We start from the raw sequence: 23,139 nt of genomic DNA, 5'->3' as shown, positions 1-23,139 counted from the left end.
TGCAGGTTCAAACGATCATCGCGACACTTCGCCTGCTTGGGCGGTCACGGCTTCCACGCGGCGCTTGCCGATTGAAGGCTGCGAACCCCTCATCTCCGCCCGCCGGCCCTTCCTTGGTCAGCCAGGCCAGCAGCCCGCTGAAGTGCTCGCGGTGCGTCAATCTCGCACCGTCGTCCGGCAATTCGGTGAGCACGAACTCGTGCACGCCTCGTCGCGATCGGCTGGACAACGTCTATCCCGGTCGCCTGTCGCGACGTCGCGCTGACTTGTCGGTCCCCTGCGGTACGTTGCCTCATGTTGCGGCAATACGGTTGCAATGCTTGATATTTCGACACCCCGGACATCGGGGCAGATAGTGGGGGGACTCCATGGGATCACAGGGGCGACGGCCGATGCACGCGGTCGTCAGATATGGAATCGCGGTCGCAGTGGCGGTCGCGATGGCGACGGTAGGCGGAACGATGGCGACAGCCGACGCCGACCAACCATCCTCGGGCTGTACTTATGCGTCGGGGTCGAACCCGATCAACCAACCTGCGGTGTCCAGCACGACCCCGCAAGTGAATTCGACCTATACGGTCAGCGCCGCCGTACTGAATCCGAACACCACCGTCGTCTTCAGTGACGTCGGCCCGGACGGAACGAGCGTGCCGATCGGCTCACCGGTCGTGGTAGCGGATGGCGTCGGCACCACAGCCAGCGTCCAGTGGACTCCCACCACCGCGGGCACCCATCGACTCTATGCCGCGGAGTCCGGCCCCGGCTGGAACTTCACCTACGGCCCGACCACCTGCGGCGTCGCGCCAGCGGGCTGCACCTATGCCTCGGGGTCGAATCCGGCCAACCAACCCGCGGTGTCCAGCACGACTCCGCAAGTGAATTCGACCTATACCGTCAGCGCCGCCGTACTGAATCCGAACACCACCATCGCGTTCAGCGACGTCGGCCCCGACGGAACGAGCGTGCCGATCGGCTCACCGGTTGTGATCGCCGATGGCGTCGGCACCACCGCCAGCGTCCAGTGGACTCCCACCACCGCGGGCGCCCATCGGCTCTATGCCGCGGAATCCGGCCCCGGCTGGAACTTCATGTACGGCCCAACCACCTGCACGGTCGCGGCCTAGCGGCATGGCGGCACAGACGTGCGGTGGATCCAGCGCCTCTGTGCCCAGAGTAGGTGCCGGGAGAACACTCTCCGATAGAGACGTGACCTCTCGAGTGCGCGCGGTCGCCGCTCCCCTCTCGATTGAGGGGTGCGGCGACCGTGACGGTTGTCGGGCCGGTCCGCCCGCGGTGCCGCGCAGCCGCTGCGGGATCGGATCGCCGGTCTCGGCCCGCGTAAAAGCGTTCTAGGACTTAGCAATTGGCATGGGTGCCCCAGGCGGGAGTCGAACCCGCTCGCGGCCGCTTTAGAGGCGGCTGCTCGTCCGTCGAGCATCTGGGGCTGAGGTGAGGTGACCGGCACGCTCGCGCTGCCGGCCACCTCACATGATGACCGATCAGGCTGCGTCCGGATCGTCGATCCGGTCCCGCAATTCGGTGTTCGCGGTCGCGGCTCTGGCGGCTCGGTACTCCTCGGCCGTCAGGGATCGCCCGAGCTCGTCGAGCGTCCGCAGCACGAACCGTTGCGTGACGACGCGGCGGTTCAGCACGTCGAGCGCGGCGGTCTGCCGCCACACCTTGCGCTGCAGCCAGCGCGTGGCCGTAGGCATATCCCCGGCGAGTTGGGCGCGCAGCGCGTCTCGCTCGGCGGCAAGTTCGACGAGTTGAGCACGCAGGTCGCTCAGCTAAGTATCGATGGAATCAGTCATGTTCTCACCTCCCCTCGTTCAGCGAAGGCGAGTGGGAGGTGGGCGATTAGCCGGCGAGCGGCTGGTTCGAAAGCGGCAGCCGTCAGAGCACCGTCGAGATCGGGTTCGTGAACCCGGACCAATCGGTGGCCAGCCGCAGCGGCATCGGCGCACAACCATCCGAGAGACAGTTCGTCAGGTGCGGTGAGCACCACCAACACATTCGAGGTAGCGTGCCAGCCAGCGACCACGTCGGGATGGGCAACGGCAAAGTCGAACGCGGCATGTACCGCCTGAGCAACCTGTATCCCCGGTGCCAGATCGGCGCGAGTAACCAGATAGAGGCGGAGCGGAACCTAAAGATGCGGCACGAGATCAAGGATAACCCCTCCGTGGCCTACGGCACAGTGCCTGTTCAGGTTTCGGCACTCTAAGGTCACGTCGTGCCCGAGCTCGAGAACGATACGAACGTCCCGTAGGCGGAGCCGGGCGCGTTGCGCGGAATGAATCAACGCCGAGGAAGACGACAAGCGTCGAGCCGCCGCAGATCGAATCATGCAGCGACACCAATTACCCTATTGCGGAACCAGTTCCGGATTCGCGGGCGGCGATTGCGGCTTGGATTCGTCGTAGGGTGCGGAGGCCCTTCTTCGCGGCGACGCTTACCATGCCGTCGAAGACGGTGGAGCCACGGTCATTGGCCATCAGCCGTTCCAGGGTCGGCACGGCGCGGTCGTCGCCGGTTGAGCCGAGTGCGACGGCCGCCCAGTAGCGCTGGTCTGGGTCGGCGCTGTCCGCTGCCGCGCACAGTCGCGGGATGACGTCCGGGGCGAAGGTGGCCAGGGCGCTCGCGATGTAGCCGATGCGGTAGTAGCGGCGGTGCTCGAATTCGTTCCAGAGTGCGGCCAGGGCCGCCTCGCCGCCGATCAGACCGAGGGCTTCGGCGGCACGTTCGCGCATCCCGACGATCGAGTCCTGCAGCACGGGTGTGAGCGCCGGGACGACCGATTCGTCGGCGAGCGTGCCCAGGGCGATCACCGCTTGCTCGCGAGCCATCTGTTGTGAGTGGTCCAGCATCGCGACGAGACCGGGAACTGCGTCGCGGAAGCCGAGCGCCGCGCAGCCCATGGCCGCCCAGGCCTGGCAGTTGTATCGAGTGTCGGCCAGCGCTGCGAGCAGCGGTGCCCGCAGCGTGTCGTCGCCGAAGACCGCCGCCCGGTTCAATGCCCGGCTGTACAGGGACCGGTGGTAGTCGGGATAGTCGCGCACGAGCGCGCACAGTGCTTCCTTGGCGGATGCGTCGCCATCAGCGGCCCGCACGAGCAGCAGGCGCAGATTCTCCTCGCGGGTGTCGAGATCACCATCTTTGAGGAGTCGCACATCAGCTGGGTTCACCGCCCAACGGTACCTGGCCACAATCTCCTCCCCTGACCACGTTCGAGGTGGTCAACACCGCACGTGAACCGATTCGACGGAGTCGCGCCGAGGTGTTTTGGCGGTTCGTGTGGCCCTGACAGATCATGTGCGGGTGAATTCAGATCAAATCAGCATGCAGACTGCGGAACTGGCCTCGCGATTCGGTGTGCTGGCTCCGCATGTCGAGTCGGGCGATGTACCGGACTGGTGTGCGGATGGAGTGCAACCGCGCTTCCGCACAAGGCAGCCGGTTCTCATCATCGGGCCTGCTTTCGACAAGCTCTCGCCGGCCGAGCAGCAGGGGGCGCTCGCGGCGGCGATGCTCAGCTTGGATCTCCAGTGGACCGGGCGGTACAAGCCCTTGATCGCTACGATGCTGTTGGTCATGCCGCCCTTGCTGACGCTCATCTTCCTTGTCAGCGGAGCTATCGGACCTGTATCAGCACCATGGCACTGGGCGCTGGTGGCCTTGATGGCATTCATTGTCGTTCGGTTCGTGGTGCATCTTGTGTTGGCTCGACGCATCATCTACGTGCTCGACCGCCGGATGACCGAGGCGTTCGGCCAAGGGTTGGTCCATGCGATATTTGATCTCGACGATCGCAGCCGAGCCCAGGCCCGAGGCGCAGTAGGAATTCTCATCAAACTCGGCGTGCCCAGCAAGATTCAACGAACGAATCGACTCGGCACAGATCTTCTGAAAAATCGGGCCGCTTCGTAGGCCAACCGATCAGCGGCCGACCTCCACAGGCGTCAGTCCGGAGACGAGCCGCCCCCGACCGGGCGGTACCGGCCCGGTCGAGAGTGGTTGTGCGGCTGGACACCGCCATCGAGGAGGGCCGGAACCTGTCCTCGATGGCGGCATCCTGGGCCGACAGTTCCTATCGACTGCTATCGGCCTGGCGGGCCGCCGTTACGTCAGGTGCCGGGTGAAGAACCGGTTCCCCTCCTCCCCCGCGTGCTGTGGGACGCCGGTGTGCCCGCCCATATTGGCGTTCAGCGTTTTCTCCTTGGAGCCGAAGGCGTCGAACAGGTCGAGGGCCATTTGCCGATCGTTTCCTTCGTCGTCCCATTGCAGCAGGACGTGCAGCGGAATGGTGACCTGCCGGGCCTCTTCGATAATGGCGCGGGGCACGAAACTTCCCGCGAACAGCACGGCGGCGGAAATGCGCGGCTCGACCACCGCCAGCCGGACGCCGATGGAGATCACCCCGCCCGAATATCCGACCGGGCCGCCGATCTCCGGCAGCGCGAGCAGGTCGTCCAGGGTGGCCTGCCATTCCGGGACCGCCTTGTCGACCAGCGGGAGGATGAGCCGGTCGACGATATCGTCGTCGACCGGGCCGCCGGCCGCCATCGCCCGATGCAGGTCGGCGAGGGCCTGATCGCCTGCGGCGGAACGAGGTCGATCACCGCTCCAGGGGAGCTCGATGGTGGCCGCGGCATAGCCCTCCGCCACGGCGTGCCGGGCTCGGGCCGCCAGTCGCGGGTACACCTTGCGCAGCCCGAGAGGAGGCGGGCCGAGCAGGATCAGCGGGGACGGTGTGGCGGCGGATGCGGGCGTCCACAGGATGCCGGGGATCTCGCCGAGGGTGAATTCGCGCTCGAGGACGTTGTCGAGGCGCTTTTCAGAAGTGAATTGCATGGTCGTGCCTTTCGGGAGCTCATAAACGGCGCTCCCGGACGACCTATCGCCCGACCGTGACCCCAGAGGGGAGCACCCATATCGATATTGCGTTCACGGGTACCACCTCCTCGTTGTCCAACACGGTTTCTGAAAACTAGCAGTGATCGTCGTTGTCCGCCAACAGGTTTTCGCGGAGGGGCGGTGCGGCGCTTCTCAGAGCCTGCTGGCGTCCTTCCTCGGATGAGTCGGGAACCGAGAGGTCCGCTCGATGCGGCAGGATGTCGTCATGCGTTTTCGTGGCAGTCTGCCGTTTCGCGGCCATGTCGTGTGGCTTACTGCCGACCAAGGCGGTAGGTCGTCGGCACCACCATCCACTCCGGCCGAGCAGGACTATGCCGCAACAGCATTCGTCCCTCCATACGGTCTGGACGACGGGTTGGCCTCGTTTGTCCTGCGAGTCGATGACCGATCAGCGTGGTGCTCACCCGCCAGCGCTGGATGGCTGACCGTAGCGAACACGGGTGCCCACACGGTCCGGGCGGGCTCCGTTGTCGTCGTCACCGAAGGCCCGCGCAACGTCGGCTACTTTCACGTGAGCGAACTGCTCGAAGGCGCTACAGACGACTGACTTCACACGGCCGCGCGTATCTGCTCGACGACACGATCATGGACATTCACTCCGGCCTGGAGTCGGGTCGCGGATTCTGTTGCACCCCAGCGGAATACCGCATCTCGATGTCCGCGACGAGCCGACCGTAACCTTCCTGAGCTTCGCCGAGGTGGCGCCAGGCCGCGCGTTGCACCTGCTCGTTGACGGGATGCAGGACCGTCCATCGTGCCTGGACGTATGTTCCGACGACGCGACTGAGGACTTCACCGAGGGAGTGGGACTCCTTGCGCGCGTCCAGGTTTCGATGCACGTGCAACGCGGCCCACGAATCGATCGCGGCGACGATCCGCGCGATCTCGGCGGCTGCGTCGAAGTCGACCGGATCAGCTTGCTCCGATATCCGAGCCGCGTGCAGACCCCCAAGTTCACGCGCCCACTCGACCAGTGGCGTCGCCGCGTCGAAATGCCCGGGTATCGCGGCCAGCAGCGCCTCCGGCGACAGCACCGCCGCCGGTTCCACCTCGTCGAGATCATGACGGCGCATGTCTCCCCCAGATTCATAACAGTGTTATGCCCGTAGGATAACGTCGTTATGGAGCAGTGGCAAGAGTGACCGCGGAATCGGACCAGTCGCCGAGTAGACGCGCGCAACTGATCGAGGCCAGCATCCAGTTGCTGGAGGAGGTCGGCCCGGAAGCATTGCGGGCGCGCACAGTTGCCACCAAGATCGGCGCGTCCACGATGGCCGTGTATACCCACTTCGGCGGCATGAACGAACTACTGGAGGCGGTCGCGGCGGAGGCCTTCGCGCGCTTCGGTGCCGCACTGAGCATCCCCGATACCGACGATCCGGTCGCCGACTTCTTCGTCGCCGGCGATGCGTACTGCACCTACGCACTCGCCAATCCGCAGCGCTACCGGCTGATGTTCGGCCTCGTGTCCCCGCAGATGACCCGGCCGGCGGCAAGAAACCTCGGCACCACCGCCGTGCCCGTCGAATCTGGCATCGACACAACGTCTTTCAACCAGATGATGCACGTCGTCGAGCGAATGGTCGAAGCAGGGCGGATCCGTCCAGACCCGATCGCCGATATCGCGGGACGGCTGTGGAGTTTGGTGCACGGCGTGGTGCTCCTCGAAATGACCGGCTACCTCGGTCAAGAAGGACACGCCACCACCAACATCCTCGGCCCCGCCACCATGGACCTACTCGTCGGAATGGGCGACGAGCGCACCCGCCTCGAACAATCGAGAGTCCGCGCGGCCGAACGACTCGCCACGCATACACCGGACACCGGGTAACCCAGCTCGCACAGGCAATACCGGGCGCTCGCTGCCGAGGATTGCGATCGCCGCCGCCGAACCCTGTATTGACAGTTGCGCGACGGCGGCGACCTTGAAATTCAAATCCTGGAAGTATTCGGCGCTATCGACTCAGCGCGCGGCGGGCGCGGTGGCGTCTTCGATTCCGGCGGTCGGGATCTGCACGGGATGACAGTCGGCGGTCGGTGATTGAGCGGACAGGGACTGCAGCAGGCAGCCGATATTGATGAGCGAACCGGACCCTGAGCTGCCCGTTCCAGCCTGAGCCGCCGGGGCCGCAATGAAAAGCGCGGCAGCGCAAAGCAATCCGCCTGCCATAAGTTTACGAGTGATCATGGTGGATTAATCGGCGACCGCGGTAGGCCCGTTGCACGCCCAGCTGCCCCCAATTCACTGGTGTTTCGCTCCGGCTCACCCTCAGCCGCACTCTGTCTCGGGATCTGCACTCGCAATAGGGCCCTATTGCGAGTGCAGATCCCGAGAGTTGGTGCGGCTGATGCTTCCGGATGTCGAGAACGCGACGCGGGCTCCGTCCCAGGGGTACAGCGGCCACAACGGGCCGCGCGACGAAGGAGGATCACGCCATGCGCAAGCTCGTAGTCCAGCAGTGGGTTACCGTCGACAACATTGCCGCGGAGGAGGACGGCGGGCTCAGCTTCGTGTCCGGGGAGTCCTTTTCCGAGTCGACCGACCCTGTGTTCAATGCGAGCGTGCTGGGGCTCATCGACTCGGTCGACACGATGATCCTCGGCGCGAATACCTACGCCCAGTCCACGGGGTGGGCGTACGCCGAGGACCAGGGCGAGTACGGCGAGAAGCTCAACAACCTCACCAAGTTCGTTGCCTCGTCGAAGCTGGCGGACGCCCCCTGGGGCGACTTTCCCGCCGCGACCATCACGCGCGACCCGGCCGCCACCATCCGGGAACTCAAGGAGCAGAGCGGCAAGGACATCTGGCTGTGGGGCAGCTTGACACTCATGCGCTATCTGTTCGACGCGGGCCTCATCGATGAAGTCCGGATGCTGGTCAGCCCGGCCGCACGCGGCAAGGGGACACGCCTTTTCGAGGATCGGCGAGACCTGGCGCTCATCGAGGCCGCCGGCTTCGAAAACGGCGTGGTACTTCTGCGCTACGAGATCAAGAAATAAGCGGAAAGTCCGACCTCCATGGGCAGGCGTCGCGCCGCCCATGGAGATCGCGGCGGCGGCCTGACCAGCGGCGAAACGGTATTCCTCGATGTCGAACCAATGGTTGACGCCCACTCCTGGCCCAGCCGGTCGACACGCTGCGGTGGTCGTCGCGAGATAGAATGTAGCTGCATGATTTCCGGCTGCGGATCGTTCAGTAAAGGGAGTCCGAGCGGATGGATCGCCGGAGCAAGGGAATCAGCCGGCGCAGTGTGCTGGTGGCGGGCGGCGCCTCGATCGCACTCACGGTGCTGGCCGAGCCGACGGAAGCGATGACGATCACGCGGAAAATAGCCGCGGGTCCCGACGAGCCGGCCAAGCGGGCGAGCCTGGCCGAACAGGCGATCGTGCAGCGACACGTACGCACGCTCTGGGGCCAACCACAGATGCGACTCGGGATGCTGTTCTGGCCCGCGTCCTTGGTGGACCGGTCGTTCGTGAAATGGTGTATGTGGTGGCAAGCCCACCTGCTCGACTGCGCGGTGGACGCCGCGTACCGCGCCCGCACCCCCGAACGCGTCGCCCGGGTCGCCGCCATCGCCCGCGGTATCCGCACCCGCAATCTCACCGGCTGGACCAACCGGTACTACGACGATATGGCCTGGCTGGTGCTGGCGCTCGAACGCGCCGACCGGCTGCTCGGCATCCGATTCGGCGGCGCGGTCGGCGAACTGAAGGCCGACTTGATCGACGGCTGGAACCCGTCCGTCGGCGCGGTGCCCTGGCGCGCAGGCGACGAGTACTACAACACCCCCGCGATCGGTCCGACCGGTATCGCGATGGCCCGCTTGGGCGAACTGTCCCGCGCCACCGAGCTTGCCGATTTCATGCACACCCGATTGCGCGACACCGGCAGCGGCCTGATCCTCGACGGCGTCCATGAGCCCGGCGGACGGGTAGAGCGGACCGTGCACACCTACTGCCAGGGTGTCGCCATCGGCCTGGAAACCGAATTGGCTTTGCGCACAGGCGAATCGGACCATCACAAGCGCGCGACAGACCTCATTGCCGCGACCGGCGACCGGCTCACGAAGGCCGGAGTGATCGCCGCGGCCTCCGGGGACGATTCCGGCCTGTTCATGGGCATCCTCGCCAGATATCTCGCGGAAGCCGCACTGGCCCTGGGCGACCCGACCGCCGCGCGCATCGTCCACGCCTCCGCGCGGGCGGCCTGGGAGAATCGCGCCGAGGTGGACGGGCTACCGCTGTTCGGTCCGGACTGGACCCGCCCGGTCACCGTCCCGCAGCTGCCGGGGACCCTTACCCAGCTCACCCGCCCGACCGCAGCGACCACGAACCTGAGCCACGATCTTTCGGTACAGCTGAGCGGGTGGATACTGCTCGAAGCAGATCACCAGCTCACCGCCGCGGGACTCTGAGAACCCAACGCCTCACGAATATGGTTCCGACACAGCACATCTGGTCGCGGGATCCACTCCGGACCCCGCGATAGCCACCGCCCCGGTTATCTAGTCACCATTTCGTGCAGCGACTGTCCGACTGTCCGGAGGAGTCGTCGTTGTGCCAGTTACCTTTTCGGTCATAGTGCCAGCTGTTGCCATGCGGATCGCCGGGATCGGTCGCACCAGGATGGTTGCGTCCGTACCAGCCGGAGTAGTCAGGTGCGGTCGCGCCTCGTCGACTCCCGCACCGTGGCCGTCCACCCGGCGTCGAGCAGCCCGAAGATTCCGTCGAGTGCCGACTCTGGGTCGTCTTGTCCGTGCACGAGGGTGACAGCTTCGAGGGCGAAGTGGGCCAGCGCTTGGGCGACGGGATCACCCTCGGGCAGTCCGATGTCGGCGACAATCGCTGCGGCCACGGCGTTTTCGTGGCGCAGCCAGATGCGGCGAGCGTGCTCGCGCAGCGCCGGAGTCGAGTCGATCAGGTGTAGAAAGTCTGCGAAGCGAGGGTCGGTGCGGACCTGCCGGGAGCGCTCATCGTGCAGCAGCCGGCGCAGCGCCTGCGGAATGGAATGCCCGGCCGGACGCTCGCGGACGGCGGCGACGAGCGCTGCCTCGCGGTCTTCGTCCTGGTCGAAGACCAGTGCTTCCTTTCCGTCGGGAAAGTGCTTGAACAGCGTGGCCACCGAGACGTCGGCGGCGTCCGCGATCTCCCGCACACCGACCGCGTCGTAGCCGCGCTCCAGGAACAGCTTCACCGCCGCGTCCGCAATGGCTTGACGGTTGGCGGCCTTCTTGCGCTCGCGACGTCCCGGTTCGGTCATGAGCTCACCTTACCTTGTGGGTAGAACAAATATAAATGTAGAACAGTTGCACTTTTAGAACGGATCAACCTATCCTGAACGAGGCAGGCCACCCGGCCTGCGCCCAGCAGCGACAACCCACACCGCCGCACCATGTTCGGAAAGGATTTACTCGCATGACCACACCCAGAATCGCCATCATCGGCGGCGGCCCCGCCGGTTTGATGTGCGCCCGCATCCTGCAGGGATACGGCATCCAGCCGACTGTGTACGACGCCGACGACGCCGTGGACTCCCGCGACCTGGGCGGGACACTCGACCTACACGCCGACGCAGGCCAGATCGCACTGGAAGACGCCGGGCTGATGGACGCCTTCCGGGCCTTGGCCCGAGTCGAGGGCCAGGCCAAGAGCCGCCGGGACCAGCACGGCACCGTCCTGGCCGTGTTCACTCCCGACGAGGGCGACGAGGCAGCTCCCGAGATCGACCGCGGCCAGTTGCGAACGATGCTCTATGAACACCTGCACCCCGGCACAGTCCGCTGGGGACACAAACTCCTGCAGGCCAATCCTGCCGAAAACGGCACGCACCGACTGGAATTCGCCAATGGCGCCAGCGCGGAAGTGGACCTCGTCATCGGCGCCGACGGCGCGTGGTCGCCGGTTCGCCGGTTACTCACCGACGCGATACCGCAGTACCTCGGCGTCTGCTTTCTCGACGCCCGATTCGACGACGTCGACACCGAACACCCTGACGTCGCCGCGATCGTCGGCAACGGTCACATGTTCTCCAGTGACGGCGCAGGCCGCGCGGTGATCGTCCAGCGCAACAGCAACGGCGTGGTCCGCGGCTACGTGGCCTTCCGCGCCGAACTCGACTGGTATGTCACGGCAGGCGTGGACATCACCGACCGTTCGGCCGTCCGCGCCTACCTCTTGCGGGAATTCAGTGAATGGTCCCCGATCATGCGCCCCCTGATCACCGACAACGACAGCGACTACGTACTGCGCAGCTTCTGGGCCCTGCCCGCCCCGCTCACTTGGAACCACACCCCCGGTGTCACCCTGATCGGCGACGCGGCCCACCTGATGGCCCCCTTCGGCGGCCACGGCACCAACCTCGCACTACTCGATGGCGCGGAACTCGCACACGCCATCAAAAAAGAGAACACCCTGGACGACGCGATCGCACGCTACGAAACAACGATGTTCCCACGATCCGCCGAACTCGCCGTGAGCTCGAATACCGCGCTCACCCGGTTCTTCGCCACCACTTCCCCCGACGCACCGCACCTTCCCCCAGACCACGCACAGGAGCACAAGAACTACGAGGCGAGGGCGGCCGAATATCGGCGCAGGCAAACCGAAAGCGCATAGCAACCATCCCCCGGAAATCGAAACTACGGGGTGTCGGGTCGGATTCTCCGAGGCTTGGCCATGCGCCGGATACCGGCGGCCGGGCCGTCGTCACCGGCTCGTTTCCGCCGCAACGCGCCGAGGTCGATAACGCTCGCGTCCTGCTCGGCTCCGCTCGGATCGTGCTCCGGGGCGCGGGCGGGGTCGACCGGCCAAGCGCCTGTCTCACCCTGTAGTTCCGATCGAGTTACGGGTCTGGTCGGTGCCGGGTCGAAGTGGGAGCCGCCCTCGGCACGCCAAGTTTTACGCGGCCGCTCGCCGGCGTCCTCCGTCATACGCCGCGGGCGGTGCGGCAGCCGGATGAGTTTCGACGCGCCGTCGCCCGCCTCGGCCCGACCGGTCTCGGTCGCCATCAGTCCTTCCAGTTTCCTGCGCAATCGTTCCACCGCGTCGAATCTGTTTTCCCCTGGCCCGGGCAAGGATCCCGGATTTTCCCGCTCCGACATCTAACTACCAGCCGACGAGTGCCATGGCACCCGCCGACGCCACGACCGTCGGTACTACCCCGAGCTGATCTCCGAACTTCATCCTGCTCACATCACGCACGCCCGTATTCTCCCCTAGGACCGCCACACTCGTTCCATACCCCCGTCCCCACTTCGCACCAGAGCAGGTCAGCGCGACAGTCGCGGATCGAATTTCCGAAGAGTTCACTCCCGATGCACGGTATTCGGATCTCAGCTACGCGCAAATATCTGTCACTGTGACGGCACCGTCCGCCCCACCCGAATCGGTACCACCGACCTCGCGATCCGCGCCTGAGACTCGTTCACCCGGCACCAAACGTTTGCAAAACTTACAGCTGTTACCTCTTGCCTAAAATCGACTTACAGCCGTAGCCTTACATGTGTTACGTCAGAGGATCGCAGCATGGGAGTCGTCGTATGTCCGCAGTCATGTCACAGGCAGTTCGTCGGCGCTGGTGGTGGTCCTTGTGGGGTCTGCTGACCGCACTGGCGATCGGTATCGCAGTCTTCTTCGTGACGCCGTACCTGTTCGGTAGTTCGACCGTGCCGATCGACCGCGGCATCGTGGGGTACTACGCGAGCCTGGTGGTGCACGCAGTGCCTGCTGGTCTGGCGTTGATCATCGGGCCGTGGCAGTTCGTGCCGCAGTTGCGGATTCGTTTCCCTCGGTTACACCGGATAGCGGGCCGGGTGTACCTGGTCTCGGTCCTGGCCGCCTCGGCCGCGGCGTCGTATGCCGCCGCAGTGACGCCGAGCGGTTTCCCGTTGCAGGTCGCCTTTTACATGCTGGTGGTGGCGTGGTTGTACACGGCCGCGAAAGGCTATCGAACGATCCGCCGCCGCGAAGTGCAATTGCACCGCATCTGGATGATTCGCAACTACGCGTTGACCTTCGCGGCAGTCACGCTGCGTCTATACCTGCTTGCCGGTACGGAAGTGGCGAAATTCATCCCGTCACTGGAGTACCGAGACATCTATACCGCGAGCGCATGGGCCTCCCTCCTGGGCAATGTGCTTGTCGCGGAATACTTCATCATCCAGCGCACGCTGTCGCCGTTGGCCCGCCGCGGCCCCTCAGTAGTCCGCCGAAAGGCAGTCCCACAAGGCCTCGCAAAAGTTGGACAATCGTGAATTCCGGATCGAGCGAGTCATCCACGGGTATTCGGAGCGATCGGTGCCGCGGATGGCTACGGACGGTACCGGCAAAATTGCCCTTGATCCGGCTGCGGCGGCAGCGTGACTACGGGAAAGCAGAGCCCTGGCCCGGGCATCGCAGGGTGGTCATCCCCGATGGTCGCGACAAACGTCGCCGCGATGATGGCGATCACCATTGCCGCTGCCATGCCGAGCATGACCTTCAGCTGGGTGTTGGTCATCTCGCACCTCGATCACTGGTCGATACCAGCTGAATCGCACCTGGCGCCACCGTGTTACGCACGCCGCGCGGTGCGCCTGCGCGCGAACAACTTCCATGGCGCGTCGGGTTGATTCCCGTTGGGCGTAGTTTGGGTCGGCGGACCTAAGATCGTGCCGACCGTTCGTATTGTGCTGTGCCATAGCTACTTATCGGAGGAAATGCCGTGCGTGCTGAGGGAGACTCCTGGGACATCGTGAGCAGCGTCGGCGCCACCGCACTGGGCATCGCCGCCGCCCGAGCCATGGAGACCGCCAAACCTGACCCACTGGTGCGCGACGAGTACGCCGCACTGTTCGTCCGGGCCTCCGGTCATGAGCGAATGATAGCCATGCTCGAAGGCCCTGCGGCCCAGGATGATTGGCTGCTCGGCTCGGGCATGATCGGCCTGCGCACCAAGTTCTACGACGACCATTTCCTCGCCGCGGCCGCCGACGGAGTACGCCAGGCGGTGATTTTGGCTGTGGGCTTGGACGCGCGAGCCTATCGGCTGCCGTGGCCCGCGGGCACCGTCGTGTTCGAACTCGATCAGCCCGAGGTGCTCGAATTCAAGCGCCGAGTGCTCATCGACAACGACGCGCAGCCGTCGGCCGATCGGCGCGAGGTCGCGGTGGATCTGCGTGAGGACTGGCCCGTCGAACTGCTCGACGCGGGTTTCGACGCGTCCGCGCCCACGGCGTGGCTGGCGGAGGGCCTGTTGCCGTATCTGCCCGGCGCGGCGCAAGAGGGGTTGTTCGATCAGATCACCCAGTTGTCCGCGCCCGGAAGCCATTTGGCCTTCGACTGGATCGGCGACTATCAGAATCTGGATCAGGTGACCGAGCACCAGGGCGACAACACCCAGAACTCACCGATGGCCGAGATCGATCTGAGCGAGCTGTTCTACACCGATCACCGCATCGAGCCAAAGGACTGGTTCGCCGCCCGCGGCTGGTCGGCGAACCCGGAGCAGGTGCCGACACTGGCCGCCCGTTACAACCGCGAATTGCCGCCGATCCCGGAACCGCTCGCGCCGATGTTCCACAGCTCGCGCTGGGTGACGGTCGCGAAACCGCGCACACCATGACGCAGTCGGCCACCGAACGGGAGCACGATTCGGCCGCGCCCAGCGGCAGGTACGGCACGGCTGCGGCAGATCCCGGATGACTCATCCGAATTCGGTGGCGGACATCAGCCAGTCAGGCCGTCCGTCAGCCGATCACGCTGTGCCGCAAGACCATTGCGCCATCAAACGGGCCACAACACAAAGCTGGCGAACGCCTGCGGTTCGCGCGAATCACCCATTTCGTTGATCGCGGCACGGATCTCCCGCAGCTGGTCGGTCGTCATCTGCAACGGCGGCTCATCGGGCTGATAGGTGGTGCGAATCGGATAATCTACCCCCGGTTCGCTGGTCATTTCGATGTGACAGCCGAGAACGTAGGTAACCGGTCGCCGATCAGCGAACTCGATCAGCCGGTCGATGCTGCGAGCGAAAGCCGACCAGTTCTGAATGTAGAGCCGCCCGGGATAAACCGTGTCGCCGGTGAGCAGGAACCCGGTCCACGGGTCGTAGAACGTGACCGCCGCCTGATGATGCCCGGGCGTAGCCAGGCATTCCAGCACGCGTCCGCCCAGGTCGACCCGCGCCACAGCGTCGGGATTCTCGGTGAACCCGAAGAACTTCCACGCGGTCGCCAAGTCACCGCCGATCACCGTGGTGTCCGGGCGGCCGATGAACTGACCGTCGCCCGCGACGTGGTCCCCATGCGCGTGCGTGTGCAGCACGAGCAGCTGATACCCCGCTCGCGGATGACGCGCGAGCCAGCCCTCGATCAACTCGTCGACCACGCGACGCAGCGGAAAGAACTCGGCGGACGCGGTGGCACCGGTGTCGATCAGCACCGCACGATCGTTGCCGAACAGCAAGAACAGAAAGGGGGCTTCGTAATTGACCGCCATATTCTGCCGGAGGATGACGGTGTGCTCGTCGTAGCCATGAACCTGGATGTCATCGTCGGTGTTGTGCTTGGCCGACTCCGAACCGTGGATCCACCGGACGTCCAACACATGACGCTGGGGCGTTCTCCCAGCGAAATCGATCAGCGATGTGCGCGCGCTCATGACGCCTCCTCGTGCGTCGTCTTGGCAGGCCGGGTACGGCGCATCTCGTCCGGGGCAGGCGCGTACAGCCGCCGCTGCGAAATTACCACGGCACTGCAGGTCGGCCGAATGCCATGCCCGCCAACAGATCCACGACCGCTACGGTCGCGCCGCGGCAGCACGGACATCGGAATCAGGATCGGCGGCCAAGCGGGCCAGTAGTCGCCGTGCCTCGCCGCCACGATATCTGCGCAATGCGAACGCGAACGCGTATCGAACCTCGGGGTTGGCATGGTCGACCAGGTACGCGACGTCGGCGACAGCGCCACGACTACGACGGCCCAAGCCGTAGAGCGCGTCCATCAGCTCGTCATCATCCGCCGCATTCCGAAGTTGTTCCAGCAGTTGCGGTTTCGTGAGCTCCGGGGATTCGGTGGGGTATCGTCGGCGCAGGTCGGCAGCCTTGAACCCGCCGCGCCCCAGGCAGGCTGGACAGGCGCACGGCCGACGACCGTGCGCGTTCGGGTGATAGCGCCACCCCGTCACCTGCCGTACATGTCGAACCCGATGCAGCTCGGCAGGGGTGATCGGACGGGGTACGACGATCTCGTATCCGCGCGCATCCTCGGCGTGCAGGATCAGCGAAACGGCCTCAGCCGCAGTCATTTCCGTCCCGGCTGCCGAGTAGTGCCCCACGCGGACGGGTTCGTTGTCGGATATCCGGAAATGCACCGCGACAATCAGCCGCTGTCCCCCGCGCCGCAACTCACGCAACCACTGATTCGACAGCACATAGGACGGCATCACCGGCATACAGAACACCCCGCCGCCATAACCGGACATGGCAATGCCCGCCCGGCGGATTCGACGAGCATTCTTCTCCGGTGTCAGGTGCACCAACAGGGCCACAGCATTAACCGTAGCGATCTTGTGCTATGGATCCCAGCCGATATCGGCGATGCCTACGCGGGGTATCGAGCGTCCCCTTCGTCTTCGGCGTGGTGCATATCCCAGAGCAGGTCGGCAAGATGAGCGGGGTCGACGGTGGGCACCTCCCAGAACGGCTCACCCGCAGCCTTGGCGCGTTCCATCTCGGCGTGCCAGGCACTGTTCTCGATACCCGCACCGATATAAAGGCCGCCGACATAGACGCCCTTCTCGGCCACCTCGGCATGCAACGCCTGGAGATAATTGCGTTGCGCGGCCAGGGTGAGCCCGCCTGCGACGCGCGGATTGCCCTGCAGGGCACTGGCTCCTTGCGCACTCAGGATCGCGCCGCTTCCTCGGATCAGCATGGCAGGCAAGAACTCTCGCACCAGTTCCAGCAATGTGTAGACGCCGAGCCGCATGAGGTCTTGCACGCGCTGCGGCGTCAGGTCGAGCACTGGGACGAACCCGTCGGCCGCAGCGCCGTAATAGAACGCGTCGACATCGCCGACCGCAGCGCGAATCTGTGCGGCCAGTGCGGGAACGCCATCGGTGTCGGCCAGGTCGGCGGTGATGACGTGCGCTGTGGCACCCAGGTCCTTGGCGAACAACTCGAGTGGTTCGCGGCGTCTGGCGACGAGCACCACCTCGTAACCCTCTTGTGCGTAGCGGTGCGCGACGGCTTGACCGAGGCCAGGACCGGCGCCGAATACTGCGATCGATTTGGACATGAAACACCTTCGATAGCAACGAGAATCAGAACACTCGTCATGGTATCTGATCATCAGCATTACTGACGATCAGAACCGTATATGGTTATGCCGTGCCCATCCAAGACCAGCCGCACCCCTCTGACGAAGGCGAAGTCCCCCGGTTGGGGTATCTGCTAAAACACGCAGCCCTGCGCTACGGAGCGCTGACTTCGACGGAACTCGCGCCGATCGGCATCGCCCCACAGGAGTGGGCGGCCTTGAACTGCCTGAACGAGCAGGATGGCCGCTCCCAGAAAGAAGTGGCAGAGCTGCTCGGCATCGACCGCACGACCATGGTCGCGTTGATCGACCAGCTCCAAGTCAAGGGCTGGGTCGAGCGTCGCCCCCATCCCGGCGACCGCCGCAAGAACACCGTCGGCCTCACCAAAAAGGGACGCGACATCTTGCGACGCGGCATGCGCGTCATCGACGAGTGCGAGCGAATGTTCTTGGCCGCGCTCGGCGAATCGGCCGCCGAACGGCTGAAGCACGACCTGCACACCGTGATCGTCGCCAGCCAGTAGCGGGCCGATCCGCGGCACCCGGCCGCCAATGCGCGCAGGTGTCGGTGGGTATCGGTAGCGTCTGGTGCTGTGGAAACTGGGGAACATATCCAAGAGCTCGCGGATCGCATCGTGGCGCTGCGCGACGCCTACTATCAGGGCTCGCCGCTGGTCGCCGATGCCGACTACGACGCGGTCGAGGACGAACTACGTGCCCTGATCGAGGCGAACCCGGACCTCACACCGGACCCGAATCCGCTGGATCAGGTCGGCGCGCCCGCCGTGCTGCACGCCCCGATCCGGCACTCGCGGCCGATGCTGTCGCTCGAGAAGGCGACCAAGCCGGAGCAGGTCGAGGCGTTCTTCAATCGCTTCCCCGGCCAGTCGGTGGTGGTGATGCCGAAGCTCGACGGCTTGTCCCTGGCTCTGGTTTTCGAGGACGGGCGGCTGGCCCGCGCGGTGACCCGCGGCGACGGCACCACCGGCGACGACGTGACCATGCTGGTCCGCGCATTGGTCGACGGCATCCCCGCGCAGATCGACGTCCCCGGCCGGGTGGAGGTGCGTGGCGAGGCGGTGATGCTGCGTTCGACCTTCCTCGCCTACAACACGGCGCATCCGGACAAGCCACTGATCAATCCGCGCAACGCCGCCGCGGGCACGCTGCGCGCGAAGGACCCGGCCACGGTCGCCGAACGACGCTTGCAGTTCTTCGGCTTCGACTTGGACACCGCTGACGACGAGGCTGCGGTCGACCTCGAAGAGGGGCTGCGAGCTCTCGGCATCGCGGGTGCGCAGATGCGGCACTGCGCCGACGCCGAGCAGGCGCAGGCGGCGATCACCGCGATCGAACAGGGCCGCAACGACTTGGACTACGACCTCGACGGCGCGGTGCTGCGACTGGCCGACCGAGATGCCTACGCGGCGGCCGGAACTCGCTCGAACTCCCCGCGCGGCGCGCTCGCGTTCAAGTTCGCCGCCGAGGAGAAGACCACGCTGCTGCGCGAGGTGATCTGGGACGTCGGCAAGACGGGCAAGATCGTCCCGGTCGCCTGGCTGGAGCCGGTGTTCGTCGGCGGCACCACGGTCACCAAGGCGACGCTGGCCAATCAAGAGGTGATCAAGGCCCGCGACATCAAGGTCGGCGACACGGTGCTGGTCCGCCGCGCGGGTGACGTGATCCCGTTCGTCGCAGGCGTACTCGATGCCGCCAAACGCACGGGCGAGGAGGTCGAGATCGTGCCGCCCGCCGTCTGCCCCTCATGCGGGCAGCCGGTGACCGAGCAGGGCAACAGTCGAGAATTGTTCTGCACCAACGTCGCTTGCCCCGCACAGACGGTGCGCAGGCTGATCCACTGGGCGTCGCGCGCGGCCGCGGACATCGACGCGATCGGTGGCGTGTGGATCGAACGCCTTGCCGAGGCGGGCATTCTGGAGAACCCGTCGGACTTCTACACCCTCACCGCGGAGCGCCTGCTCGAATTCGACCGCATCGGCGAGGTTTCCGCCGCGCGCATGATCGACTCGATCGATGCCAGCCGCCAGGTCGGCCTGCGCCGCGCACTCATCGGCCTGGCGATCCCGATGGCCTCCGACGGCACCGCCGCGCGCCTGGCCCGCTCGGGCTTCGGCTCACTGGAGGAGGTCGCCGACGCAGGCGAGGAACGCCTGGTCGCGGTGGAGGATATCGGACCGAAGGTCGCCGCCTCCCTGGTCGCACACCTCACCCGCCTGCGTCCTGAACTGGAACGGCTGCGCGAAGCGGGCGTTTCCCTCGACGTACGCGAGGAAGACCTTCCCCCGGTCATCGCGGCCGGCGCCCCCTTGGCAGGCAAGACGGTGGTGATCACCGGCGCCATCAGCGACCCACGCTCCGGCGAAAAGGTCGCCCGCCCAACGTTCCAACGCCTGTGCGAGCAGGCGGGCGCGACCGCGGCATCCTCGGTCTCGGCGAACACCGACATGCTCATCACCGGCGCGGGAGTCGGCGACAGCAAGCTGACCAAAGCGGAGAAACTCGGCGTCGAGGTCGTCGACCAGGGCGAGATCTGGAACCTATTGATCGACGCCAAAGTCGTCTAGACCTCGCCGGGCCGCATATCTCGGGTGCGCGCGGCCCGGCGGGTGCCGTACCGTGGCTGAGTCCCCGCCCCGAAGAATCCTTCGGCGGCGGTTCGGACTCCGGTTCATTCTGTAGAGGATTCGAGGTGGTGACTTATATCCCAGGCCATGTAGCCGTCCGTTGTACCCCCACGTCCTGATTTCTGAACGTGTCCGGGGCGGACGTCGCGCTGGCCTGAGTTGCGTCACCCATCCCTGCTTTTCGTCATTTCCTGACCCTGCTCGCGATGGCGGTCCCCGTTCTGCTGCTCGGGTTCGGTCTCGGCATGATCGGCGGACCGGTCGCCGACCTGACTCTCGCGCAAGTTCCGCACGAAAGCGCCGGTTCGGCCTCAGGCCTGTTCAACACCGCCTTACAACTGGGCGCGGCCTTCGGCGTCGCCCTGACCGGGCTCGGGTTCTTCGCCGCCACCGGCGGCTCATCCGCGAGTGCGCTCAACCGCGACGCGTTCACCGGCGTGCTGTGGTGGGTCGGTGGCGTCTTGATCGTGATGTGGGCCTTGATGTTCTTGCTGCCCAAACACGCGGGGGTGGAAGCACCGGCCACTGTCCGGTAGGAATACTCATGATCTGACTGCTGTGGGTGTATCTGGCCGGGCTGACGATCTTTTGCTGGTTCATGTCCGACGGCGGGGACGCCGATGATTGGCAGTGCCCCGCCGGGCGGCTGCTGGGGGTGGATAGATACAACAGCCGCACGCCGGAGTACCTGAACCAGGCGCAAGCGCTCGCTATGCCCGCGTTGGGGATTGCGTTCGTGGCCTTGTTCGTCGCGTCGATCGCGTATGCGGCAACTAGCAGCCGTGTCTGCAACCCGGCGATGGCACCAGATAACGCGCGATAGACGACATCAGTCGGCGAAGGTTTTCACCACTGGTTGCCGCGGGTCATATGCGCCCCAGCCCGGATCCCCGGTCCGCGCGAAAGCTAGCCAGGCACTGTGCATTTCGGCCGCGAGACCGACCGGCACGTCGCCGGGACCGAGCAGGCCGGTGTCCCCGCGCAGCCACGGCTCGTCGACCACGTCGAACACGAACGGCAGCTCGACGGTGTGGGTAGCGCCGAGCCGCCCGTCCAGAGCTGTCGAGCGGAACCCGAACGAGTAGACGTGGGTGCGACCACCCGAGATCCGCGTGTGCGCCTGCACCATTCGCGCCGTCCCGGTCTCGAACAAGGCGTCCCCGAGCACCGCGGAACGCAGCTCGCCAGGTGTCGCATCCGGCCGTTCCGCACGGAACTCGGCGACCGCCGCCGCCGGGTCTTGGTACACGCGGTCGGCGACAGCGAGCAGGTCGGCCTCGGTCGAGGACTCCAAATTGCCTGCAGGCACAACGTATAGGCGCCCCTCCTCGGTGTTGGTGCCGATCAACAGATCGACATCACCGGCCGGGCCATCGGCCAGACCGTCGGCAGGCTGGACCGGAAGCACCAGGCTGAACGGGCTGAGACCGACCAACGGATCCGTGGCGGTGTCGGTGCGCAGGTCCAGGCCGCCCAAGGCAGGCAGTATCGCCAGGAAACGCTCGTCCGGAATCGCGGCGAACGCCTCGGCAGTCGGGGCGACACCCAGCGCGGCGGCCGCCGCCGAGGTAACCCGCCGCGCCTGCTCCGGCGTGAAAGCACCAGTGCCATTACCGCTTTGGATAATCGCCCGACGGAACAGACCTTTCGCCTCCGGTGTGGCGAGCAGAGCGCCGACGATCGTCGCACCCGCCGACTGACCGAACACCGTGACGTTGTCCGGGTCACCGCCGAAAGTGGCGACAGTGTCGCGCACCCAGCCGAGCGCGGCGACCACATCGAGCAACCCACGGTTGGCCGGAGCGCCTTCCAGGTCGAGGAAACCAGGAATGCCGAGACGGTAATTCACCGTGACGAGCACGACGCCGTCGCGAGCGAAGGCGCTGCCGTCGTAGAGCGCGGCCCGGGTCGAGCCGGTGACGAACCCGCCACCGTGCACGAAAACCATGACGGGTCGTTTGCCGCTGTCGCTGGCAGGGGTGCGGACATCGACGGTCAGATATTCCGCGCCCCGCACCCAGCCGGGTCCGAAGTAGGGAATCATGTCGAGCTTGCCGAAATCGCGGGCGGGCTGGGGAGCCGTCGGCCCGGACCGGGTGCCGTCGCGGACATACGACCAGCCCGGATGCGGCGTGGGCGGCGCGAAACGACGGGTACCGGCCGGGGCCATCGCATAGGGAATGGCACGGAAGAACTCACCGGACTCGTCGCGCCCGCCGCGCACGGCGCCCGCCGGGGTTTCGACGACCGGGTCTGGATATTCAGGCATCGGGAAACACTTCCTAATCTGGGAGGGTTCAGGAGATGCGGGAGAAGCCCGCCCACTCTTTGATCGAGAACTTCGACCCGGTGCGCTCGACCGTCGCCGCACCCTGGCCGCCGAAGTGCGCGGGAAAGACGAGCGCGTTGGTCTCGGCGGCCTGACCGAGCAGCTTGTGCCGGGTGGCGCCGGCTTCGGCCGGGTCCTCGCAGAAGCAGGAGTTGATGTCCGGCTCCACGATCTGCAGCGGGGTGTGCATCAGGTCCCCGACGAACAGCGCCCGGTCGGCGCCTGACTCCAGGGTCAGCACGGACGAACCCGGTGTGTGGCCGGGCGCGAGATCGAGCCGCAGGTTCTTGTCGATCCGATACGACCCGTCCCACAGGTGGGCCTGCCCGGCCTGGTGGATCGGCGTGACACTGTCCTCGAAGACGTTCTGGTTGCCGCGGCCGAATACGGTCTCGGACTCGTTGACCGGGTTCCAGAAGTCGAAGTCCCGCAACGGCATCAGGTAGGTGGCGTTCGGGAAGGTCGGCACCCAGGTGCGGCCGTCGAGGCGGGTGTTCCAGCCGACGTGGTCGATGTGCAGGTGGGTGTTGATGACGACGTCGACGTCCTCGGGGAACACCCCGGCGGCGGCGAGGTTGTCGAGGTAGTTCGTGTCGAGGCGGCTCCACACGGGTGCGTACGGCCGGTCCTTGTGGTTGCCGACGCCGGTGTCGACGAGGATCGTGCGCCCCTCGCTGCGCAGCAGCCAGGTCTGCAGCGCCGAGTGGCACTCGCCGGTTTCGACGTTCCAGAAGTCGGGTGCCAGCTCGCCGCGGTGCTCCTCCCACGAGCCCTCCGGGCTGTCCGGGAAGAACTGGTCGGGGCCCATCTCGACCGTGCCGTAAAACTCCTTGATGCGGGTGACGGTGACGTTGCCCAGGGTGATCTGTTCCATGTGGTCAAGCCTGGACATCGAAACGCGGACCAACCACTCCCGCTTTGTCCTACCACTGGCAGGGTGTGGCTGCGCCCG

At 65.8% G+C, this 23,139-nt stretch carries 24 protein-coding genes and 1 riboswitch; of the genes, 12 read left to right on the top strand and 12 right to left on the bottom strand.

The features are described from left to right. Positions 1 to 539 precede the first annotated feature (539 nt). The gene (locus tag ACFWF1_RS37810; RefSeq protein ID WP_379290935.1) at positions 540 to 1,124 is read left to right on the top strand and encodes a hypothetical protein; all 585 of its coding nucleotides are present in this window, start codon (positions 540 to 542) and stop codon (positions 1,122 to 1,124) included. A 375-nt stretch (positions 1,125 to 1,499) separates the two neighbouring features. Here the strand turns inward: ACFWF1_RS37810 and ACFWF1_RS37805 are convergent, their stop codons facing one another. Further along, on the bottom strand, positions 1,500 to 1,712 hold the full coding sequence (locus ACFWF1_RS37805) for a hypothetical protein (protein ID WP_379290933.1): 213 nt from the start codon (positions 1,710 to 1,712) through the stop codon (positions 1,500 to 1,502). 648 nt (positions 1,713 to 2,360) lie between these two features. Then, a complete protein-coding gene (locus ACFWF1_RS37800) occupies positions 2,361 to 3,185 on the bottom strand; it encodes a HEAT repeat domain-containing protein (RefSeq protein ID WP_379290931.1) in 825 nt (274 codons plus the stop codon). 133 nt (positions 3,186 to 3,318) lie between these two features. On the opposite strand from ACFWF1_RS37800, the gene ACFWF1_RS37795 reads away from it, so the two are divergent. Beyond that, on the top strand, positions 3,319 to 3,927 hold the full coding sequence (locus tag ACFWF1_RS37795; RefSeq protein ID WP_379290929.1) for a hypothetical protein: 609 nt from the start codon (positions 3,319 to 3,321) through the stop codon (positions 3,925 to 3,927). A 192-nt stretch (positions 3,928 to 4,119) separates the two neighbouring features. On the opposite strand, the gene ACFWF1_RS37790 is transcribed toward ACFWF1_RS37795, so the two are convergent. Together ACFWF1_RS37790 and ACFWF1_RS37785 are read right to left on the bottom strand one after the other, a co-directional pair. Further along, a complete protein-coding gene (locus ACFWF1_RS37790) occupies positions 4,120 to 4,851 on the bottom strand; it encodes an alpha/beta hydrolase (protein WP_379290927.1) in 732 nt (243 codons plus the stop codon). A gap of 656 nt (positions 4,852 to 5,507) precedes the next feature. Beyond that, positions 5,508 to 5,987: a hypothetical protein gene (locus ACFWF1_RS37785; RefSeq protein ID WP_379290925.1), complete on the bottom strand. Its 480-nt coding sequence runs from the start codon at positions 5,985 to 5,987 to the stop codon at positions 5,508 to 5,510. 65 nt (positions 5,988 to 6,052) lie between these two features. Between ACFWF1_RS37785 and ACFWF1_RS37780 the strand changes: the two genes are divergently transcribed. The 3 genes from ACFWF1_RS37780 to ACFWF1_RS37770 all read left to right on the top strand — a co-directional run bounded on the left by ACFWF1_RS37780 (position 6,053) and on the right by ACFWF1_RS37770 (position 9,332). Beyond that, the gene (locus ACFWF1_RS37780; protein WP_379290923.1) at positions 6,053 to 6,745 is read left to right on the top strand and encodes a TetR/AcrR family transcriptional regulator; all 693 of its coding nucleotides are present in this window, start codon (positions 6,053 to 6,055) and stop codon (positions 6,743 to 6,745) included. Between the two features lie 605 nt (positions 6,746 to 7,350). Then, positions 7,351 to 7,914 carry a dihydrofolate reductase family protein gene (locus ACFWF1_RS37775; RefSeq protein WP_379290921.1) on the top strand — a complete coding sequence of 188 codons (564 nt, stop codon included), beginning with the start codon at positions 7,351 to 7,353 and terminating at the stop codon, positions 7,912 to 7,914. Positions 7,915 to 8,129: 215 nt separating this feature from the next. Next, positions 8,130 to 9,332 (top strand): glycoside hydrolase family 76 protein, encoded by a 1,203-nt coding sequence (locus ACFWF1_RS37770; RefSeq protein WP_379290919.1) that lies wholly within the window; start codon positions 8,130 to 8,132, stop codon positions 9,330 to 9,332. A 239-nt stretch (positions 9,333 to 9,571) separates the two neighbouring features. Here ACFWF1_RS37770 and ACFWF1_RS37765 read toward each other — a convergent pair whose 3' ends face one another. Beyond that, positions 9,572 to 10,177, bottom strand: coding sequence for a TetR/AcrR family transcriptional regulator (locus ACFWF1_RS37765; protein ID WP_379290917.1), 606 nt, complete (start codon positions 10,175 to 10,177; stop codon positions 9,572 to 9,574). A 155-nt stretch (positions 10,178 to 10,332) separates the two neighbouring features. On the opposite strand from ACFWF1_RS37765, the gene ACFWF1_RS37760 reads away from it, so the two are divergent. Continuing rightward, a complete protein-coding gene (locus tag ACFWF1_RS37760) occupies positions 10,333 to 11,532 on the top strand; it encodes an FAD-dependent oxidoreductase (RefSeq protein WP_379290915.1) in 1,200 nt (399 codons plus the stop codon). A gap of 23 nt (positions 11,533 to 11,555) precedes the next feature. On the opposite strand, the gene ACFWF1_RS37755 is transcribed toward ACFWF1_RS37760, so the two are convergent. Beyond that, complete coding sequence (locus tag ACFWF1_RS37755) at positions 11,556 to 11,924, bottom strand: hypothetical protein (RefSeq protein WP_379290913.1); 369 nt, start codon at positions 11,922 to 11,924, stop codon at positions 11,556 to 11,558. A gap of 543 nt (positions 11,925 to 12,467) precedes the next feature. Here ACFWF1_RS37755 and ACFWF1_RS37750 point away from each other — a divergent pair. Next, a complete protein-coding gene (locus ACFWF1_RS37750) occupies positions 12,468 to 13,169 on the top strand; it encodes a DUF2306 domain-containing protein (RefSeq protein ID WP_379290912.1) in 702 nt (233 codons plus the stop codon). 56 nt (positions 13,170 to 13,225) lie between these two features. Here ACFWF1_RS37750 and ACFWF1_RS37745 read toward each other — a convergent pair whose 3' ends face one another. Further along, positions 13,226 to 13,414, bottom strand: a complete 189-nt coding sequence (locus ACFWF1_RS37745) for a hypothetical protein (protein ID WP_379290910.1) — start codon at positions 13,412 to 13,414, stop codon at positions 13,226 to 13,228. Between the two features lie 204 nt (positions 13,415 to 13,618). Here ACFWF1_RS37745 and ACFWF1_RS37740 point away from each other — a divergent pair, with 204 nt between their 5' ends. After that, positions 13,619 to 14,518, top strand: a complete 900-nt coding sequence (locus ACFWF1_RS37740) for a class I SAM-dependent methyltransferase (RefSeq protein ID WP_379290908.1) — start codon at positions 13,619 to 13,621, stop codon at positions 14,516 to 14,518. A gap of 161 nt (positions 14,519 to 14,679) precedes the next feature. On the opposite strand, the gene ACFWF1_RS37735 is transcribed toward ACFWF1_RS37740, so the two are convergent. The 3 genes from ACFWF1_RS37735 to ACFWF1_RS37725 all read right to left on the bottom strand — a co-directional run bounded on the left by ACFWF1_RS37735 (position 14,680) and on the right by ACFWF1_RS37725 (position 17,192). After that, on the bottom strand, positions 14,680 to 15,555 hold the full coding sequence (locus tag ACFWF1_RS37735) for an MBL fold metallo-hydrolase (RefSeq protein ID WP_379290906.1): 876 nt from the start codon (positions 15,553 to 15,555) through the stop codon (positions 14,680 to 14,682). Positions 15,556 to 15,565: 10 nt separating this feature from the next. Next, positions 15,566 to 15,633, bottom strand: a riboswitch (guanidine-III (ykkC-III) riboswitch). 60 nt (positions 15,634 to 15,693) lie between these two features. Next, a complete protein-coding gene (locus ACFWF1_RS37730; protein ID WP_379290904.1) occupies positions 15,694 to 16,443 on the bottom strand; it encodes a HEAT repeat domain-containing protein in 750 nt (249 codons plus the stop codon). Between the two features lie 53 nt (positions 16,444 to 16,496). Further along, positions 16,497 to 17,192, bottom strand: coding sequence for an SDR family NAD(P)-dependent oxidoreductase (locus tag ACFWF1_RS37725; RefSeq protein WP_379290902.1), 696 nt, complete (start codon positions 17,190 to 17,192; stop codon positions 16,497 to 16,499). 92 nt (positions 17,193 to 17,284) lie between these two features. Here ACFWF1_RS37725 and ACFWF1_RS37720 point away from each other — a divergent pair, with 92 nt between their 5' ends. From ACFWF1_RS37720 to ACFWF1_RS37705, 4 genes are all read left to right on the top strand, one after another. Continuing rightward, on the top strand, positions 17,285 to 17,737 hold the full coding sequence (locus ACFWF1_RS37720; RefSeq protein ID WP_379290900.1) for a MarR family winged helix-turn-helix transcriptional regulator: 453 nt from the start codon (positions 17,285 to 17,287) through the stop codon (positions 17,735 to 17,737). 69 nt (positions 17,738 to 17,806) lie between these two features. Beyond that, positions 17,807 to 19,798, top strand: a complete 1,992-nt coding sequence (gene ligA, locus ACFWF1_RS37715; RefSeq protein WP_379290898.1) for an NAD-dependent DNA ligase LigA — start codon at positions 17,807 to 17,809, stop codon at positions 19,796 to 19,798. A 266-nt stretch (positions 19,799 to 20,064) separates the two neighbouring features. Further along, the gene (locus ACFWF1_RS37710) at positions 20,065 to 20,394 is read left to right on the top strand and encodes a hypothetical protein (RefSeq protein WP_379290897.1); all 330 of its coding nucleotides are present in this window, start codon (positions 20,065 to 20,067) and stop codon (positions 20,392 to 20,394) included. 26 nt (positions 20,395 to 20,420) lie between these two features. After that, a complete protein-coding gene (locus tag ACFWF1_RS37705; protein WP_379290895.1) occupies positions 20,421 to 20,681 on the top strand; it encodes a hypothetical protein in 261 nt (86 codons plus the stop codon). Positions 20,682 to 20,687: 6 nt separating this feature from the next. Here the strand turns inward: ACFWF1_RS37705 and ACFWF1_RS37700 are convergent, their stop codons facing one another. Further along, positions 20,688 to 22,127 carry a carboxylesterase/lipase family protein gene (locus ACFWF1_RS37700; RefSeq protein WP_379290893.1) on the bottom strand — a complete coding sequence of 480 codons (1,440 nt, stop codon included), beginning with the start codon at positions 22,125 to 22,127 and terminating at the stop codon, positions 20,688 to 20,690. Between the two features lie 28 nt (positions 22,128 to 22,155). After that, the gene (locus ACFWF1_RS37695) at positions 22,156 to 23,061 is read right to left on the bottom strand and encodes an MBL fold metallo-hydrolase (RefSeq protein ID WP_379290891.1); all 906 of its coding nucleotides are present in this window, start codon (positions 23,059 to 23,061) and stop codon (positions 22,156 to 22,158) included. Between the last annotated feature and the right edge of the window lie 78 nt (positions 23,062 to 23,139).

Source organism: Nocardia sp. NPDC060255 (assembly GCF_042727395.1).
Taxonomy (GTDB): Bacteria; Actinomycetota; Actinomycetes; order Mycobacteriales; family Mycobacteriaceae; genus Nocardia.
The sequence above is the reverse complement of the archived record's forward strand: the minus strand, read 5'-3'. Positions and strand labels throughout refer to the sequence as shown.